The sequence below is a fragment of the Vibrio sp. KUL80 genome, assembly GCF_059725495.1.
On the sequence record NZ_AP045841.1, the window covers coordinates 2,230,224 to 2,249,044 of the forward strand.

The following is an 18,821-nucleotide window of genomic DNA, read 5'->3' on the forward strand; positions in this document are numbered from 1 at the left end:
TGTCTTTCATACACAAATAGCGCAAGTTAATCCTTGCGCTATTTTATTAAACTTATTGATTTAACTGCGATCTAAACGATATCTAAAACAACACGGATATCGACATGTTCATCACAGATACTGCAAAATGGGCCAAAGCCACTTTTAATGATGCTCAGCTTGGTGACCCACGACGTACCCGTCGGCTTGTTTCTCTTGCGAGCTCAATAGCCAGCCATATAGGGAAATCTGTGTTGCAATCTCTCTCTAATCCAGCCGATATTGAAGCCGCTTATCGGTTCATTCGAAACGAAGACATCAAAGCAGACGACATTGCAGAAGCAGGTTTCTCTGCGACTGCTGAGTCTGCGAAAGGCTTAGGGACATTGCTTGCCCTTGAAGACACAACCTCGTTAAGCTTTACCCACAAAACTGTATCTAAAGAGCTAGGGCACACGACTCGTTACGAGAAATCGAAAGGTTTTCAAGCTCACTCAGTGTTGCTTTTTTCTCCTAAGCAACACCATGTTGTGGGCTTGATTGAACAGCACCGCTGGACCCGAAATTTAGCTGAGAAAGGAAAAAGTGAAACGCAGCCCAAGCGTCCATATAAAGAGAAAGAAAGCTATAAATGGGAACAAGCCTCTCGCAAAGTAGCAGAACGACTGGGCGATACAATGGAGCACGTCATTTCTGTATGTGATAGAGAAGCAGATCTGTATGAGTACCTGACGTATAAAACAGAAAATAATCAGAGATTTATTGTTCGCTCCATGCAGGCTCGTTGTATAGAGGAGTCAGACGATAAACTCTACTCTTTCGGTTCTTCGCTTAAAAGTGCAGGTGAGCGAACGGTTCCAGTGATGCAGAGAGGTGGGCGAAAAGCACGAGAAGCGATATGTGATATTCGCTACGCACCTGTGACGCTCAAAGTTCCATCGACCAAGAAGGGAGAGCCGGTTCAACTTAATTACGTAAGTTGCATTGAACAAGGTAATAGCAAGGGGTTGTGCTGGCATATTCTGACTTCTGAACCTGTGAGAACCAAAAAACAAGCCATCACCATCCTAGAATATTACGAGCGACGCTGGTTAATTGAAGACTTCCATAAGTCGTGGAAGACAGGAGGAACTCAAGTTGAAAACCTACGTATGCAAAGCAGAGCCAATCTAGAGAAAATGATTGTTTTACTTAGCTTTATAGCATGCCGAATTCAGCAACTTCGATACTTGGGTTTAGAAAAAGATAGAGCTAAGAAAGTGAGTTGCGAACAGATACTAAGCCCCAAGGCTTGGAAATTACTTTGGTTAAAAAGAGAGAAAAAACGTCTCCCAAAGAAGCCACCACACTTACACTGGGCATACCTCAATCTGGGGAAACTGGCCAACTGGCATGACACTAAGCGAACTGGCCGAGTTGGATGGGAACGACTCTGGGAAGGTTGGTTTAGACTGCAAGATATTGTTGAGGGGTATGATCTAGCAAAGTCTCTTGATCCAGACTTGTGATCAAGAGACAGGAGTTAGAGGGGGTATTATGCGACCAAGCTGCCGCTATTAAGTAGTCAAATTATGCGCCCTATATCTTCAAGCACAGTGGGGCACGAAATCGACTTGAGTTTAGCGCATTTACCCCTCCCTGCCTCCCCTTCATAAGGGGAGGAGCATAGGGCTGACTTTGTCTCGCCTGATATGAATAGTGAGACGACACTGCTAGGAAGTTGAGTCTAGCTCTTATCTTGAAAAGCTAATCACCATCAGATCTTAAAGCGACCAATCTCACTTTCAAGCTTCTGAGACAAATCAGACAGCTCTACCGCTTGCTGCGCTGCTTCTTGCGCTTCTTCTGCTAACTCGTCCGATACGTCACGAATACCTTGCGTATTGCGAGTGATCTCAGAGGTCACAGACGCTTGCTCTTCAGCCGCTGTAGCGATTTGTGCAGCCATGTCACTGATCTGCTCTACGGCTGCATGGATTTGTGTCAAACTTACTGCTGCACTGTTCGCGTCATCCACACTGGTTTCCGCCAGACCACGACTGTCACCCATGATACCCACGGCTTTCGCTGTCGTCGCTTGCAGGGTCTCAATCGTGCTCTGGATCTCTTGCGTCGACGCATGTGTACGCTGACTCAATACGCGAACTTCATCAGCAACGACTGCAAAACCTCGCCCTTGTTCACCCGCGCGAGCTGCTTCAATAGCTGCATTAAGTGCTAGCAAGTTTGTCTGCTCTGCAATGTCTTGGATGGTTGATAGGATAGTGTTAATGCTATTGCCATGAATCTCAAGCTCTTGAATAACAGACGTCGCCACGTCTACTTCCGCTGCTAGATTCTGAATTGAGCTTTGAGTTTGAGATACTTGACCGGCACCATGCGTGCTTGCACCAACCGCTTCTGAGGAATTTGAAGCTGTCATATCAGCATTATTTGCGATCTCTTGAGTCGCAGCAGCCATCTCGTTGATCGCTGTCGCGACCATGTTGATCTCATCTTGCTGGGTTTGAATACGCTGGCTTCTAACGCGAGCATGGGTTGCGGTGTCTTTGGCTTGGTCCGAAAGTGCGACAGACACGTCTTTAAGATGCATAACGGTTTCATGCATGTAGCTCACGAAGGTGTTAAAGTTTCGAGCCAACTGCCCTACTTCATCTTTGCTGCGCGGCTCTAGGCGCTGTGTTAAGTCACCTTCACCCGAAGCAATTTCTTTCAACGCTTTCGATACACGGGCAAGTTCGTTAACAAGGAAGCTCATTAGCCACGATGCAATAATTGCGACAAACACCAAGACAATCACAGAGGTGATGATCAACTGTGTCAGTGCGGTTTTATGACCCGCTAGCTCGGTTTCTTTATCCAGCTCGATCGCAAATACCCAGTTAGTGCCCGGAACCTGAGAAAAGAACATCAGCTTTTCTGAGCCACTGAGTGTAACGTCAAGAATGGAGCGATCAGCCACTTTCTGTTGAATGGTTTGGGTATTAAAGTTTTGCCCCAATGCCGTCACAGGCTTAAGAAGCAATGACTTGTTCGGGTGTGCTAAGAATGTGCCATTGGTCAAGTCAATGAGCATCGCACTCGCATTCTTACCAACGTTAAGACTAATAACATCATCAACCAACTGGTCAATGAGTACATCGGCACCAACGATACCAGCCAGACGACCATTCGTTCTTACTGGTTCAGCAATGGTCACCAACAACGCGTTGGTTATTGCGTCTTGATACGCTTCGGTGATGATTTGCTTGTTCGCTGCTTTTGCATCTTGGTACCAAGGGCGGGTTCTTGGGTCATAATCCGCACGATTGCGCTCAGGGTGTGAGCGATGCATTTCACCGCTTGGTGTGCCAAAGAAGATATCATCAAAACCACCAGCAATTCGGGCTTGTTGAAGGTAAGGTACTTTATCTTGCTCACCGGCAAAACCATTGAAGGCACTGGCGATCTTAGTTCGAATATCTACCCAGTTTTTAATGCCTTCCACTGCAGCATAAGAAACATTGTGGGCACGTGCATTAATCGCAGCATTGGTTTGAGAGGATAATTGATTGGCAGCGAGTATGGTTAAAGCGACTGCCATAAGAACAACTGCGCTTAAGGTCGCAGCAATTAGCTTTTGTCGTAATGATAAGTTCATAAATTATTATTCTGTTATTTATAGGATTGAAAAGCCATTCAGTGTAATTATGAATATTTGAAAGGCGGCTGAATAATATACATATTCGACCGCAAAATCGAGAGCCAATATATTGACTTAGTTGAATAAAAACGCGTCACAATATTGACCATTTCAAAGACTAAATCATTGCTTCCAGATATGATTGGTTGATTATTAAGCCGACACAATTATACTCGGCGAAATTACTACTTTCTTGAGACGCCGATATGCAAGTCTGCTGTATTCAACTCGCTCTACCGGTCGTCGTCATCGCATATCTTAAACGACCTTTTATTCACTAGCTGTTCAGTTTGCCTAAACATTCAAATTAAACGCAAATTGGAGACATTAATGTGAATAACAAACATTGGACTCGTTTTGAGCTGCTGCATCAAACCGTCAAAAACAAGAATATCCACATCAAAGGTACGCACAGTTACTACAGCGATGCCTATGATGATGGCTTTGAAAGCTCTGTCGTGCGTTATTTGCACGGCGACGAGGTAACAAAAGACCGTCAACCGCGCTGGGCAGTTGATCAGCTCTACATTGGAGACTATGTCTGTATTGGTGCCGAAGCCGTTATCCTAATGGGGGGCAATCATACGCACCGCGCAGACTGGTTCTCTCTCTATCCCTTTATGGACGTGATCGAAGAAGCATATCAATCTAAAGGTGATACGCACATTCAAGATGGCGTCTGGATAGGTATGAGAGCGATGATTATGCCAGGGATAACTTTGGGAGAAGGCGCAATTGTCGCCGCAAACAGTGTGGTGACAAAGGATGTGCCCGCATACGGGGTTGTTGGTGGTAATCCCGCGAAACTCATCAAGCATCGTTTCGACGATCAAACCATCAAGCGTCTTTTAAAGCTTAATATCTACTCTTGGAGCCCAGATAAGTTTGAAGCGCTAAAGCCACTGATATGCGCTTCTGACATCGATGCGCTAGAGAACGCAAGCCACACCTTCAAAGGATAAAAAAAGAGCGGTCAATGACCGCTCTTTTTAAAACTGCGCTTTTAGTACTTTTCAGTCTTCATACCCATCAATAGGCTGACACACATCATAAGTAGGATTACCGTGAACGGAAGCGCTGATGAAATCGCGCCCGCTTGCAGCGCCGCTATCGCTTCATTACCACCAATCCAGAGCAAGGCAACGGCAATCGCACCTTCCATAAATGCCCAGAAGACGCGTTGAATAACAGGCGCATCCACTTTGCCACCGGCAGTGATGCTGTCGATAACCAGTGAACCTGAGTCTGAAGAGGTAATAAAGAACACCAATACCAAGATTACCGCAATGATAGATAGCATCGTGCCCATAGGCAGTGCATCGAACATTTCAAACATCGCTAACGGTACATCTCGCAGTCCATTCTCACCCAAAGTACCAACTTGGTTGATAACTTGGTCGATAGCCAAACCACCGAATACAGACATCCAGATGATTGTCACGGTAGTAGGCACAATCAGAACCGCAGTAATAAACTCACGTACCGTACGACCTTTCGACACACGCGCGATGAACATACCTACGAATGGTGACCAAGAAATCCACCATGCCCAGTAGAATACCGTCCAACCGTGCATCCACGCTTCGTCTTCACGACCATGCGGGTTACTCAGTGGGATAATGTTCTTGAGGTAAGCGAATAACGTGTCTGGAATTGCGGCAAATGTCACTGCATAACCGATGATCGCAACTAGGATGAGCAGTAGGAACGCCACGATCATATTAATGTTACTGATGACTTTTACACCACCATCAATACCACGCAGAACTGATACAACAGCAAGAAGCGTAACAACCGCGATAACAATCACTTGCATCGTCATGCTGGCCTCAATGCCAAACACATGCTGAATACCACTCGCTGCTTGCTGAGCCCCGAGGCCCAAAGACGTAGCAAGACCAAATAAGGTCGCCAGAACCGCTAGAATATCAACAACGTGACCAGCCCATCCCCACGCTCTATCACCTAAAATTGGATAGAAAATCGAGCGCATTGATAGCGGCAGTCCTTTGTTATATGCGAAGAATGCGAGAGACAGCGCTACAACACCATAGATAGCCCACGGGTGCAGACCCCAGTGGAACATCACAGCACCCATCGCGAGCTCTTTTGCCTGCTCTGTGTTGGCTTCTACGCCGAGCGGAGTCTCATACCAACCGGTAAAATAAGCGACTGGCTCAGCCACACTCCAGAACATCAAGCCGATGCCCATACCAGCAGCGAACAGCATGGCAAGCCATGACATAAACGAATAGTCAGCAACCGCATCAGTACCACCGAGTCGGATTTTACCAAACGGTGTCACGATCAAAGCTAAGCAGAAGACAACAAAAATGTTGCCTGACCACATAAACAACCAATCGAACTTATTGATGATGCTCCACTTGATGCCATCAAGTGCAGACTTCGCTGTATCCGCATCAACGATCACGGTCATTACTAGGAGCAGCGCGATAAAACCCGCGCTGATCCCGAATACAGGGTTATGTACATCAAACCCCCACTTTTGGACATTATCCTGTCCTATGGTGTAGTCAGTACTATCAATACTGTACTTATCAATACCCTTTGTCATTAATCCTCTCTATGACTAAATTGCTTCTAACTCAAAGCATTTAATGTTCTATTTACGGCGATATTGGCGTACAACAATCGCTGAGAACATGCATTAATCTACTTTTCGGCGCGTACTTTACCAAATTATAAGTGTAATTTCACGGTATGTAAGTTTTATGGCGATTTTTCACACAATCCTAGCCACCTAAAAAATAATTAGAGTTCGAATGAGTATGCTTTATAAATGCAAATTTGAAGAAATAAAAAAGCGCATACGAACTCGTATGCGCCAAAAATAGGTAGCGTTAGTTTGATACGTTCAAACAGTAATTTTTGAGCCAACTACGCCTAGTTTTTCGATATATTGCTGTCTAGCTGTAGTACAGGTGCAGCGTCGATATCGTCGGCATTCATCATTAGAGAGATACGCTGAATAGACGAGAGCAGTAGCGTTTGCTCCCAACTTTCTAGTGCTTGAAACTTCTGCACAAAGTTATCCTGTAGTGGCGGCGGTGAGCTCTTTAGGACCTCTTCACCTTTTGGTGTCAGCACCGCATGAACTTTTCTTTTGTCCTGCTGGCTTCTTACCCGCTGCACATACTCTTGCGCCTCTAATCGGTCAATGATGGTTGTCGCGGTGGCCTGACTGATGTTTGTAGAGTTGGAGAGTTCACGAATCGTCACATCATCCATGTCTCGGATGGTGTTCATAAGGATTAACTGTGGTCCCGTTAGGCCACACTCTTTCTTTAGTTTCTTAGAATGTAGGTCGATAGCTCGAATGATTTGACGTAACGCTACTAAGACTTCTTCGTGTTTTTCCAAAACTTGTTCCAAACGTTCACTGATATTGGGCGCACTTTATAACAGAAGTTTGCTATTGATGCGTAGGTTATTTGATAAAAATGCGATGGGAGTACATTGCGGGCGCGCTGTAGTTGGTTACGCAGTTGCTGTGGCTACATCGCACTGTACCCCCTCTAGCTCCCCCTAAATTAGGGGGAGAACCAATGGCTAGTTCCTGTCGTCACTTCGCCCTATTGCTTGGGGTCTTAATCCCCTTTGTGTGAGGGGCAAACGAAAGACTACGACAAACCATTCTCTAACGCGTATTTCGCGAGCTCTGCGGTAGAGTGAAGATCCAACTTGTGTTTGATGTTCTGACGGTGCGTTTCTACCGTTCGATAAGAGATGTTCAGTAGCTGCGCTATCTTTTTACTGCTGCAACCTTGAGCTACGAGCTTAAGCACACTCTCTTCTCTTCTGCTTAATGGATTGGACTTCGCCGCGGTTGGTGTGATCTCTTGCGAGAACAGGGTCTGCGTCACGGACTCGCAGAAGTAGGTTGAACCTTGATGCACTGTTTTTATTGCCTGCACCATCTTCTCGGCGGAGATCTCTTTTAGCATATAGCCTACCGCTCCAGCCTGCATGACTTTCATAATGTACTCGCGATTATCATGCATGGTAAGCATAAGTACGCGCACAAAAGGCAACTCTGTCTTTAGCAGCTCGGTTGCCTCGATACCGTTCATGATGGGCATACTGACATCCATCAATACTACGTCTGGCACTGTTTGCTTGACGACTTCTACCGCCTCTAAGCCATTACTTGCTGTTGCTACAACATGAATGTCGGGCTCTCGCTCTAGTCGAGCCATGAACCCCTCGAGCACAACTTGATGATCATCGACAATAACAACTCTGATTTGGTCGCTCATCACACCGCTCCTTCCAAGTTCAATAACACCGTTATCTCTGTTCCTTTTCCGTATTCGCTAATCAGTTCAAACTCACCGCCGATAAACTCTACCCGCTCTCGCATGTTTCTGAGCCCTATTCCACGACTATTCATGGCATTGCCAACATCGAATCCTATTCCGTCATCGGTAACAATAAGCTGCAAGACATCCCCAAAGTGTTTGAGGAAAACCGTCACATTGGTGGCATTGGCATGTTTCTCAATGTTATTCAGAGATTCCTGAACCACACGGTAAAGTGTAGTCGCCACTTCGGATTTAAGCTTTGGCGTCTTCGCATCCAGCACCAACTCAGTGTTCGCCATAGAATAGGTTTTAAAATCTTGAAGCAAGGTAGTAATCGCCGCTTCAAGACCAATATCATCAAGCGCACTGGGTCTTAAATGATGGGAAATACGACGTACTTCCATGATAGCTTCCGACAACGATGATTGAGACTGCTTAAGGTGCCCCATCGAACGCTCATCGACATCTCGAGTATCGAGTAATTCCAGATGACACTTACTCGATACCAGCAACTGGTTCACACCATCGTGGAGTTCCCTCGCTAGGTGTTTACGCTCATCCTCCTGAAACATTACCGTTTTATGAGCGAGCTCTTTCAAATTCTTATCGGCAAGTTTATGTTCATGCCAGTTGATGGCGAGCGTCAAAACAATAATGACAGCAACAGTCACAGCAAAAATAGTGACGATGGAAAACATGGTAGTTTCGATGTTCTTGTCTATTGCTGCACGCAGCACCGCCACTTCTTGTGCCACGTCCTCAATATACAGCCCAGTTCCTATCATCCACTCCCATTTATCCAGCCATGCAGCATAGCTAAGCTTTGTCACCGTCTCGCCAGTAGACGGTTTTTGCCACAGGTATTGGTGAAAGCCTCCCCCCGCTTGAGCTTGGAATAACAAGGCTTCAATCAGATAGTCACCATCTTGGTCTTGGAGTTTGAGTAAGTTGCGCCCAACCAGCTCAGGAAGAATCGGATGTACTAGATTGGTGCCGTGCTTGTCGTAGGCAAAAAAGTAACCATCAGAGCCATATCGAAGACGGTTGAGTGTCGCTCTGACTTCGTTCTTTGCTTCTTCTTCGGACAAAGTAGGATCATGATAGGCATGGTCAATCGCATCGAAAGCAAGCTCAACGCTGTCCTTGAGCGCCGACTCTTTGGTTCGAATCAAGCTCTCACGAAAGATGCTGATCTCATTCTCACCCAATGCTTTTGCCTGATGAAGGGTTATCCAACTCACACTCGCGGTCACGATTATCAGTGGGATCAAGGTTAGCAGGATGAGCTTGGCTTTTAACGGCATAGAAGTCCTTTACTACGGTCGTCCTGACAATTCTGGTAAGCGCTCACTCAACAGACAAAGCTGCACTATGTGCAGCTTTTCCTTTTCATTAACATTACCAATCAGTTGCAATGAAATGAATCTCTAGACTGAGCTAACGCAGACCTGATCACATTCCATAGAATTCTGGGAACATGAGGATCGAGGCGAGCACCACTATCTGAATCGCAATGAATGGCATAACGCCGCGATAGATGTCTCTGGTTGTAACCCCATTTGGTGCGACCCCTTTTAGATAGAATAGACTAAAGCCAAATGGCGGCGTCAAGAAGGAGGTCTGCAGGTTCATCGCAATCAAAATCGCAAACCAGGTCATATTGATGCCAAGCAACTCCGCAACGGGTGCAATCATCGGCACGATAATGAAACAGATTTCTACGAAGTCGATAAAGAAACCAAGGATTAAGATGACCACCATGGTAATGATCAAGAAGCCCCACTTCTCACCCGGCAACTCTAGCATCCACTCTTCCACCAGCATATCACCGCCAGTATAGGTAAATGCCATTGAGAACGCTGTCGCACCCAGAAGGATAGCAAAGACCATTGCGGTTACTTTTACGGTTTCCTTCGATGCATCGTAAAGCATGCTCCAACTAAACTGTCGATAGACAAGTGACAGTACAATCGCACCAGCGCCACCAAGAGCTGCCGATTCTGTCGGTGTAGCGATACCCGCGAAAATTGAGCCAAGTACGACAACAATCAGCGCAAGCGGAGGAATAATCGCCTTAAGCGCGGTCTTTACCTCTTCTGAGCGAGAAATCGAATCATCGCGAGGAATTGGTTGAGCGCTTTCTGGGTTTAACTTAGCAAAAATCAAAATGTAGAGAACGTAAGCACCAACAAGCACAAAGCCAGGCCACAAGGCAGCTTGGAACAGGTCACCAACAGGCACACCCAATACATCCCCCAATAGGATCAAGACAATCGACGGGGGAATAATCTGTCCTAGGGTGCCCGATGCGCAAATCGTGCCGCACGCGAGCCCTTTGTCGTAGTTATACTTGAGCATAACTGGCAATGAGATAAGCCCCATTGCTACAACGGATGCACCCACAACACCCGTCGAAGCAGCCAGCAGTGCGCCTACCAAAACAGTAGAGATTGCGATACCACCACGCACACCACCAAACAGACGCCCCATAGACTCCAGGAGCTGCTCTGCCAAACGGGTTTTCTGAAGAACGAGCCCCATAAACACGAACAGTGGGACGGCCATCAATACCGTATTCTCCATAATGGATTGAATGCGATAAGGCATAAAGGCGAACATGTCCATGCCTTCCGCCCACACACCGAAGATGAGTGCTATACCACCGAAGGTGAACGCAACTGGAAAACCGAGAAGTAGCGCGAATAAGGCTACAAAAAACATCACAATACCGATCATGAAAATGTCCTTATTCTTTTGAGTCGGAAGATTTAGCGTACATGAGGTGTGGGTTAAACAGTTTGTTCAACGAGTGGAGAACCAAACCACAACCGGCAATCGCCATGAAGAAGAATGAAAGTGGAATCATAGCTTTGATTACCCAGCGATAAGGTAGACCGCCTGGGTCGCCTGACGTCTCGCCCAGCTCAAAACTCTCTTTTGCGAAATCGATACCGAACCAAGCCACCAGTAGGCAAAATGGGAACAAAAATATAAAGGTGCCTAGAAGGTCAATAATGGCTTGAGCTTTCATCGATAAGCGCTCGTAGAACACATCCACGCGTACATGCCCACCCGCTTTTATCGCGTACGGTACACCAAGTAAGAATACTGCCGAGAACAAATGCCACTCCATCTCTTGGAAGGCAATGGATACGTCGTTAAACACGTAGCGCATTACTACGTCATAAACCACGTTCACTAATAAAAGTAAGAAAAGAATACTGGATAACCAACCGAGAACATCGGCTACCTTGTTAAACAGTCTTTCAATGTAAATTAAACTACGCATACAACTTTCCGCCTATCCGCCAAGTTTCGTTAATAGTTATGATTTGGGGCGTATGACTAAGGGTTTGAAAAAAGTGGCGCAGGAGATGCGCCACTTGAAGTGAGACTAGTTGTCGAACTTGTTTAGGTAAGCTTTCGACGCAATGTCTGTCCAAGAACGAACTTGCTCTAGGTAAGCCGCTTGAGAAGCTTGGATTTCTTTTGCCATCTCGTCTTTCTCAGCATGCTCTTTTAGCAGTTTGTCGTTCGCATCACGTAGGGCATCGATAACCTCTTTCGGGAAGTCTTTGACTTTCACGTCTGGGTAGTCAGTCTGGATCGTTGCCCAGTTTTTGCCACTCTCGTGCGTTGATTGGATGTACATGTCATAAGCGGCTGTCTTCATAGCAATTTGAAGAATCGCTTTTAGATCGTCAGGCAGCTTGTTCCAAGTACGCTTGTTCACTAAGAACTGAAGCTCTGTCGCTGGCTCGTGCCAACCTGTGTAGTAGTAAGGTGCGATTTTGTGGAAGCCCATACGAAGGTCAAGAGAAGGACCTACCCACTCTAGAGCATCAATCGTACGACGCTCTAGTGACGTGTAGAGCTCACCAGAGGCAATATTTGTCGGCTTAGCACCTACTTCTGCCAGGATTTCACCTGCGAAACCAGGGATACGCATTTTCAGACCTTGTAGGTCTTCAACACTGTTGATTTCTTTCTGGAACCAACCGCCCATCTGAACGTCAGTGTTACCGCCAGGGAAAGACATTAGGTTGTGTGGTGAGTACACTTTTTCCATTAGCTCCATACCACCGCCGTGATAGAACCAAGCGTACTGTTCAGGTGCCGTCATACCAAAAGGCATAGTCGTAAAGTAGAGGGTATTTGGCACTTTACCTTTCCAGTAGTAAGACGCAGAGTGACCCATGTCGTACTGACCAGATTTCACCATATCAAACACACCAAATGGCGCTTTGTGTTTGTTAGATGAGTCGATACGGATTTGAAGACGACCGTTGGACATCTCTTCGGCCATTTTTGCCATATTCTTTGTGGCATCACCGAAGATAGGGAAGTTTGGCCCCCATGTTTCAGCAAGTTTTAGGCGATAGACTTTGTCATCAGCGTTTGCAGACCCTGCTACAAAAGCTAGGCAAGTCGCTGCTACAATGGCCGTGCTCTTCATGACACGTGATACTGATTTCTTGATTAGACTCATTATTCAGTTCCTTGAGTAGGTTCCTTGTTGAAGCCGCGTATGCGACTCCAAGTTTCACATTCGAGGTAACTATGGATGGAATTCTGAATAACGGGTATTCGTGCGAGCACGCAGTGATAATTAAGTAAATTAGGATGGTTAGACGTTGGTATTACGTAGAACTACGTAGTCCTTTGGACACTAAATATATTTTCTGGTTATTATTCAATCTGTTCTTTTTCTAAAGTCCAATCTAAAAATGGGTAAATACGTACGCATTTATTATCAGGCAGATATTACAGTATGGCTACTTTTGTGATATCAGTCGCTAACATTTGTCGATAAGCGTATCGCTAAGATCAAAAAAACCCCTACACGAGGGGTCTTTTTGAAATTGGGCAAAGTGAACGCTTATAGCGCTTTATAGATCACTTTGTTACCCGCAAGCTGTTCTTTCGCTACTAAGCCTTCTTCAAGAAGTTTCTTTAGAGCGCCAGTTGCCCAAGATGCCGCTTTCGCGTCTTCTTGACCAGCTTCAAGGCCGATGCCTTTCGGGTTGATGCCTTCAGCGTTCTTAACAACGATGTCTAGTACTTGTTGCTGTTTAGGAGTTAGGGCTACATCAACTTTTTTTGTCGCAGTTGCGGTTTCAACTACAGGTGCTTTTGCTACAACAGGCTTTGCTGTTTTTGTTGCAGCGGCTGTGTTCGCAACTACCGCTTTAATACGCTTTTGCAATTTTGATTGCACTTTGCGCTTATGAGCAAGTCTCATCGAGTTTTCTCTCCAATTCACTGCATCGAGGCAGTGGTCAAAATTTGAAGCGCGTTTTATACCAAAATTTTGAATGCTTTTGTAGGGGCTTGACACAAAGTCGAGACAAAAATGCCGTCTTTGGCCATTAATGACTATTATTTAAACAATAAACTTTGTGGTTGTTTTACCAGTATAAAGCCATGTCAGCACTCACTAATGGCAAGCATTATGGATACATTACATCTCAGCAATCATCATTACACATGGGAATCTCCAACAGTTAAGCTGTTCGTCGGAGTGGGCGCGTTAGTCTGCTTTTGCTTCTTGTTACTCTCCCCCTCATGGGAGCACGCATGGCTTTTTATTGCCATTTTCGTCGGTGTGATGGGGTTTGCTTATCTTATGCTGCAAAAAAGCCGCGTTACCTTCACGCTGACCAATACCCACCTACAGCAGCACTTGTTTAAAGGCGGCTGGGTAGTTCAATGGGCGAATGTAGAGCGCATTGGGATCTGTACTCAACATCAAGAAGGCTGGCATAAGCCGCTACCATGGATTGGGATCAGAGTGAAACAGTACGGTCCGTATCTAAACGCTATTTGTCCACGCATCGCCACTGATATCCTACTTAGCCAGCGAGCCCTGCTCTACATCGGGAATCAACAAACCAACCCGGCACAGGCATTCGAAGACATTGTTCTGGATTCTGAGCCCTTCATTGACGAAGATGGTGTGGAATATAAGGGGCTACTTGCCATGCTCGCAAACAGAATGAAGCATCAGCGTGAGTTCTATGGATACGATGTGTTTATTGCAGAAGCGGACTTGGATAGAGCTGGTGAGGACTTTGTGGGACTGGCTCGACGCTATCAAGCAGCGGCGAGCCGTCACGACTTCGCTGAGTCTAAAGACTGCAGGAAGTTAGTATAGTGGCATTTCGTCGGCGACAAACGGGTTTGAAACGCGCTCGCGTCCAAAAGTAGACTCTGGACCGTGACCCGGTACAAACTTAACATCATTACCCAGTGGCCAAAGTTTTGTTTTGATCGAATTGATCAACGTCGCGTGGTCACCTTGCGGGAAGTCAGTACGACCGATACTACCGTTAAACAGCACATCACCCACAAAAGCGAGTTGTGCTTCCTCGTTGAACAAGCACACGTGACCTGGAGTATGACCTGGAGTATGAACTACATTCAGTGATTGATTACCAAATGTCACAACATCCCCTTCGTCCAACCATTGAGTCGGTTCAAACGCTTCTGTCAGCGGCCAGCCGAACATTTGACTTTGACCTTCTAGGCCTTGTAGCCAGAAGTTATCTGCTTTATGTGGACCGACAATATCTACTTTCAATGACTCCGCCATCTCTACCGTGCCACCAACATGGTCCAAATGGCCATGCGTCAATACCAGCTTCTCTACAGATACACCGAGTTGCTCTACCAACATCAGCAGTTGCTTCACGTCACCACCTGGGTCAATCACAATACCTTTCATGGTTTCATCGCACCAAACAATTGAACAGTTTTGGGCGAAAGTAGTGACGGGAACAGTTTGATATTTGAGACTCATGATAAACCCTATATTTCTTTGACTAGCGCGACTATGACATTCTCGCCCGCGAATAACAAGCCCCTACTTATTGAGGTAGTTAAAAACAAAAACCACCGCCCTACCTAAGGTAAGACAATGGCTTTATAGTTCCAGCTCTAAAGGTGTCTGGCTATCAGACTAGGAACTATCTGTTGTTTGAAAGCGCGGCGTCTTCCACATTGTTACGTTTAGCATCGTAGTCATAAACATCACCACGAAAGTGCGCCTTTCCATCAGACAACCATGCGGTTTGATAGATGATATGCACTGGGATGCGCTCTTTGAAGGCGACCGCTTTATTGGGCCTTGTCGACGCCACCTCTTCTAAGCTTTTACCTTGTACCTCAAGCAATACCTGCGCAAACTGATCGGCATGTTCTACCCGTACGCACCCTGAGCTGAAAGCTCTTAAGCTCTCGTTGAAAAGGTGTTTGCTCGGCGTATCGTGCAAGAAAATCGCCTGTGCGTTAGGAGTATTAAATTTATACTGGCCTAAGGCATTCAACTCCCCAGCTTGTTGACGCATTCGGTATGGGAAGCGCTTAGCATTCACTTCTTGCCAATCAATCATCGTTGGGTCAATACGATTCTGATTGGTCCACCCTTCAATAATTTCAAAGCGCTGTGAAAATAGGTAGGTCGGATCCCTTTTCACCTTGGGAATAATGTCTTTAACCATGATTTTCCATGGCACATTCCAGGTAGGGTTGAGTATCAACGAGTCCATTTTGGTCTCAAAGATAGGCGTTTGCCTGCTGGTTTTGCCAACAATCACTCTCGATTCAAAACGTGTTTCTCCTTCATCCCAATACTTAAGTTGGAAACTAGGGACGTTGACTAAGATAATATTCTCACGCTGTTGAGGCCACAAACGAGAGCGCTCAGAATTCAACGCCAGGATTCTTAGTTTGTCATTAGCAGACTTGTTGAGCCATTCGATCGTGTTAGGGCCAATAATGCCGTCATCATTAAGTCCATAGAGCTGCTGAAATTCTCTAACAGCTAAATCCAAGGTATCGTCAAAAAGGTTATCTTCCCTTATATCGACATAGATCTCTGACGCCTGCAATCTCTCAACCAGATGCAAATACTGCTCGGGGGCTAGTACATCACCTCGTCGCAATAGACCCGCTTGTTCATAAGCAGGGAATTCCACCTGTGACTTGGCTAAAAGGTCAATATAGACATTTTCAAAACCGGGCTGCTGAATCATCGGAGAAGCGAGGCTACGAACATAATCCGTCTCTCGCCCAGATTCAAAAGCCGTTACCATTATGTCTACCTCTGTAGCGGATGGTCTTGGCAAAGAATCTTGCAGACTGGTTGTAAAGTACCACTCTTTTCCGCTGTCTGCTGCTGAAGCAACATAGCTCATATAGAGAAGGAAAGTATCTGTGGTCAGTCTGTCGTACCGAGATTTGTCTTGTTGTTGGAACGCATCATGCAGCATCTCAACACGCTCTTGGAATATTGGGCTAAACCCCGCTAAACGAACAACGTCTAGCTGGAGATTTACCTGTGCATTGAGCTCTTGATCACTCCAAAGTTGAATCCGCTGCAGACGAGAATAAAGATACTCCACAAGCTCAGGGTAAAGCAGCTCTTCCTGTGGCAGAGTGTCTACGTTACTTGTCGAATGAGTTTCCTGCTGATTTGACTTCAGAATGGGTTCGATGTGTTTCACCGAATATGACGTCAGTTCACTTGAATCCGAGACGAGTTGGTCTGGAGCAGCCGTGACGGCCACCGAACTTGAGAGTGCCGAGATCAGAATGCTCGGCATGATTAACCAGTTTCGCATCTACCCACCTCCTAAGACAGAGTCTTTAAGTATGGCAGAAATCACACTTCTAAAAGTGTTAATTTAGTTTAAACCAGTTAGCGTCTCATTTATGTGATTGCGCTCCAATGGTTATCCCATTGAATCCCCGAGACAAAGGTTTGTTTGGCGAGATCTGCATTTATTTTTACGACCCTGCCTATCCCTGAGCTCACATGAAACTCACCATTTTTTACTACGACTCCAGACGCATCAGGTAACGCATTGATCTCCAGAAGTTTGCGCGTTGCTTTATCCCAAATACCATAACAGTTACCTCTTGGAGAGGTCGCTAAAATATGGGATTCAGTTGCAGCGATACTCGCGACATAATGATTAAAGCGAGCCCAATCTTCGGGCTCTCCCCCCAGTTCAACAAGTGCCTCTCCTTTACGATGCATCGCGACTAGCGGTACATAATCATCAGGTTCACCTCGATATTGTTGACCGCAAAGGACGGTGTGCTCTCCATCATGGGCTAGGTGGCGGATGCTTTTATGTTTATCTTGCAACGATACTTGCTCAAGCAACTCACCCGATTCTGAGAGATAGCTAAGACTTGGGTTCATCGTATCTAGATTAAGTGGCGAGCGACCTTGGGTATGAACACCACCGACACCAACCACTAACCTTCCATCAGACATGGTGATGATTTCGTGGGGTCCAATTCCAAATCCAGAGAACTCTTCAACCTTACGATAGCCATTTTCAACGTCATACACGCCCACGATTCCATGACTTGTCGAACGCTCCCCTTCTGTGGCGTAAAGCCAACGACCGTCGTTCGAGTACACACCATGCCCATAGAAATGGCGATCGCTCTGGGCTGGTATTAGGGTATGAATATTCCCTGAAACATAGTTAAAGACCATGGCGTAGCTGCCAGGACGACGAGCGAACATAACCGCATGCTCTTGGTTTGGCGCAATAGCCACACCGTGTCCTCTGCCAGGAAGAGGGATCTGATGCCGCACTTGTCCAGTTTCTGAATAGACCACAGCTTCAAACTGTCCTTGCCGACGTATCGCTCCGCCAATTAAAACTTCAGACTTGTTCAACGCACCATGGACATCGGTTACCTTTGAACTGTAATTGTTCGTTGCGCAAGCAGCCAGTAAGGAAGGCGCACAGGTCCCTATCGTTAACGCCTTCGCAAAGTTGCGCTTTGATATATCAATCGCCATCGGTCGCATTAAACCCTATTACCACACCTAGTTTAATTGATGCTTCTTCGTTAATGAGATACTTAAGCTGCTCCAGCTTGTTGAACTGAGCCAGCGCGGTTCTGTAACCCTCTTTGGTCTGTAACATCTCAAATAGGCTCGATTCTTTCGGCCACGTTTCAAGGGTATCTTCGAACTGATGTAGGATGTTGTCGGCAAGCGCGGCCTCACCTTCAGCTCTCAAAATGTCATCTAAGCCCTCGCCTTGCGCGAGATACAAAGACTGCATCGCAATAATGTTCTCTTTTAAGTTCGAGAGAGAGCTGTTTGAACGCCATGACTCAGAAAAGTAAGGGCGTGGCGAGCCTATCCTCGCAAGTGGCCTAGATAGCTTCTTCATGCTGTAGTCGAGCTGATTAGAGAGCATTGCCAAATATTCAGCATGCCAAGCCTTAGTATCCAGTTCAGACCAAGGGCTAATCCTCCAAGCCTCTACAATTGTGTTTGAGCGATCAACCAAAGACTCAGTCACTGCTGCGAGTAGAGAGCATTCTTTATTCCCACCTACACTGATTGTTGATGCGGTGTCATACAATAACCACTCCACTGAGCCTAACCCCTGAACCGTCACACTTTGAGCCTGAACAGACGCCATATCCCAAGAGTCGACCTTAGTTGCTGCCGCCATCTTTCTACCAGTGGTGTTTTTCTTATCAGGCCAAAATTGGATGTTCCAGTTTTGTTCCAATGCGGTGGCAGGGCCTCGTTCTTGTCCCTGAAGGTGCATCCAACTTTCCATTCCCTGTCGCCAAGTGGCTTTCACCTGTTCTAAACTACGATTGGCGCGGCAATATTGAACGCTGTCATCGTGTAGCTGTTGCATTGCATCATTAAAGCGTTTAGCAGAAGCAAACTGGATCTCATATACGCTTTGGCTCTCGTAGCTTGTTGATTGTGGTCGACTTTTCTCGATACCTGCTGATGACTGACAGCCTGCGAGTGAAATCACTGCTGCGATGATGAGTGTTTTTTGAAT

Annotated in this window: 15 protein-coding genes and 2 pseudogenes; 3 read left to right on the forward strand and 14 right to left on the reverse strand. The window is 46.2% G+C overall.

Annotated elements, in window-relative coordinates:
- The first annotated feature begins 104 nt into the window (after positions 1-104).
- Complete coding sequence (locus AC6I8U_RS10255) at positions 105-1,487, forward strand: IS4 family transposase (protein ID WP_498016788.1); 1,383 nt, start codon at positions 105-107, stop codon at positions 1,485-1,487.
- 248 nt (positions 1,488-1,735) lie between these two features.
- Here AC6I8U_RS10255 and AC6I8U_RS10260 read toward each other — a convergent pair.
- Both AC6I8U_RS10260 and AC6I8U_RS10265 read right to left on the reverse strand, forming a co-directional pair.
- Positions 1,736-2,905: pseudogene (locus tag AC6I8U_RS10260) on the reverse strand (methyl-accepting chemotaxis protein); the annotation flags it as partial.
- A pseudogene (locus tag AC6I8U_RS10265) lies at positions 2,891-3,619 on the reverse strand (PDC sensor domain-containing protein); the annotation flags it as partial. The pseudogenes AC6I8U_RS10265 and AC6I8U_RS10260, both read right to left, overlap by 15 nt.
- Before the next feature lie 374 nt (positions 3,620-3,993).
- On the opposite strand from AC6I8U_RS10265, the gene AC6I8U_RS10270 reads away from it, so the two are divergent.
- The gene (locus tag AC6I8U_RS10270; RefSeq protein ID WP_498016789.1) at positions 3,994-4,623 is read left to right on the forward strand and encodes a CatB-related O-acetyltransferase; all 630 of its coding nucleotides are present in this window, start codon (positions 3,994-3,996) and stop codon (positions 4,621-4,623) included.
- A 41-nt stretch (positions 4,624-4,664) separates the two neighbouring features.
- On the opposite strand, the gene AC6I8U_RS10275 is transcribed toward AC6I8U_RS10270, so the two are convergent.
- From AC6I8U_RS10275 to AC6I8U_RS10310, 8 genes are all read right to left on the reverse strand, one after another.
- Positions 4,665-6,236 (reverse strand): BCCT family transporter, encoded by a 1,572-nt coding sequence (locus AC6I8U_RS10275; protein WP_498016790.1) that lies wholly within the window; start codon positions 6,234-6,236, stop codon positions 4,665-4,667.
- A gap of 329 nt (positions 6,237-6,565) precedes the next feature.
- Positions 6,566-7,042 (reverse strand): MarR family winged helix-turn-helix transcriptional regulator, encoded by a 477-nt coding sequence (locus tag AC6I8U_RS10280; RefSeq protein ID WP_498016791.1) that lies wholly within the window; start codon positions 7,040-7,042, stop codon positions 6,566-6,568.
- Between the two features lie 260 nt (positions 7,043-7,302).
- Positions 7,303-7,938 (reverse strand): response regulator transcription factor, encoded by a 636-nt coding sequence (locus AC6I8U_RS10285; protein ID WP_128650185.1) that lies wholly within the window; start codon positions 7,936-7,938, stop codon positions 7,303-7,305.
- Entirely contained in the window at positions 7,938-9,287 is a 1,350-nt protein-coding gene (locus AC6I8U_RS10290; protein ID WP_498016792.1) for a cache domain-containing protein, read from the reverse strand. Before AC6I8U_RS10290 ends, AC6I8U_RS10285 begins: the two co-directional genes overlap by 1 nt.
- Positions 9,288-9,435: 148 nt before the next feature.
- Positions 9,436-10,719, reverse strand: a complete 1,284-nt coding sequence (locus AC6I8U_RS10295) for a TRAP transporter large permease (protein ID WP_498016793.1) — start codon at positions 10,717-10,719, stop codon at positions 9,436-9,438.
- A gap of 10 nt (positions 10,720-10,729) precedes the next feature.
- Positions 10,730-11,272 carry a TRAP transporter small permease subunit gene (locus AC6I8U_RS10300; protein ID WP_042477437.1) on the reverse strand — a complete coding sequence of 181 codons (543 nt, stop codon included), beginning with the start codon at positions 11,270-11,272 and terminating at the stop codon, positions 10,730-10,732.
- Between the two features lie 105 nt (positions 11,273-11,377).
- On the reverse strand, positions 11,378-12,472 hold the full coding sequence (locus AC6I8U_RS10305) for a TRAP transporter substrate-binding protein (RefSeq protein WP_234494010.1): 1,095 nt from the start codon (positions 12,470-12,472) through the stop codon (positions 11,378-11,380).
- Positions 12,473-12,862: 390 nt separating this feature from the next.
- Positions 12,863-13,225 (reverse strand): MarR family transcriptional regulator, encoded by a 363-nt coding sequence (locus AC6I8U_RS10310; protein ID WP_128650186.1) that lies wholly within the window; start codon positions 13,223-13,225, stop codon positions 12,863-12,865.
- 210 nt (positions 13,226-13,435) lie between these two features.
- On the opposite strand from AC6I8U_RS10310, the gene AC6I8U_RS10315 reads away from it, so the two are divergent.
- Positions 13,436-14,137 (forward strand): DUF2982 domain-containing protein, encoded by a 702-nt coding sequence (locus AC6I8U_RS10315; RefSeq protein ID WP_498016794.1) that lies wholly within the window; start codon positions 13,436-13,438, stop codon positions 14,135-14,137.
- Here the strand turns inward: AC6I8U_RS10315 and AC6I8U_RS10320 are convergent.
- The 4 genes from AC6I8U_RS10320 to AC6I8U_RS10335 form a co-directional block, all read right to left on the reverse strand.
- The gene (locus AC6I8U_RS10320) at positions 14,129-14,782 is read right to left on the reverse strand and encodes an MBL fold metallo-hydrolase (protein ID WP_234494012.1); all 654 of its coding nucleotides are present in this window, start codon (positions 14,780-14,782) and stop codon (positions 14,129-14,131) included. The two genes, AC6I8U_RS10315 and AC6I8U_RS10320, sit on opposite strands and share 9 nt — an antisense overlap.
- 166 nt (positions 14,783-14,948) lie before the next feature.
- Positions 14,949-16,604, reverse strand: coding sequence for a L,D-transpeptidase family protein (locus AC6I8U_RS10325; protein WP_498016795.1), 1,656 nt, complete (start codon positions 16,602-16,604; stop codon positions 14,949-14,951).
- An 89-nt stretch (positions 16,605-16,693) separates the two neighbouring features.
- Positions 16,694-17,815 carry a DUF1513 domain-containing protein gene (locus AC6I8U_RS10330; RefSeq protein WP_498016796.1) on the reverse strand — a complete coding sequence of 374 codons (1,122 nt, stop codon included), beginning with the start codon at positions 17,813-17,815 and terminating at the stop codon, positions 16,694-16,696.
- The gene (locus tag AC6I8U_RS10335; protein WP_498018353.1) at positions 17,796-18,821 is read right to left on the reverse strand and encodes an imelysin family protein; all 1,026 of its coding nucleotides are present in this window, start codon (positions 18,819-18,821) and stop codon (positions 17,796-17,798) included. Before AC6I8U_RS10335 ends, AC6I8U_RS10330 begins: the two co-directional genes overlap by 20 nt.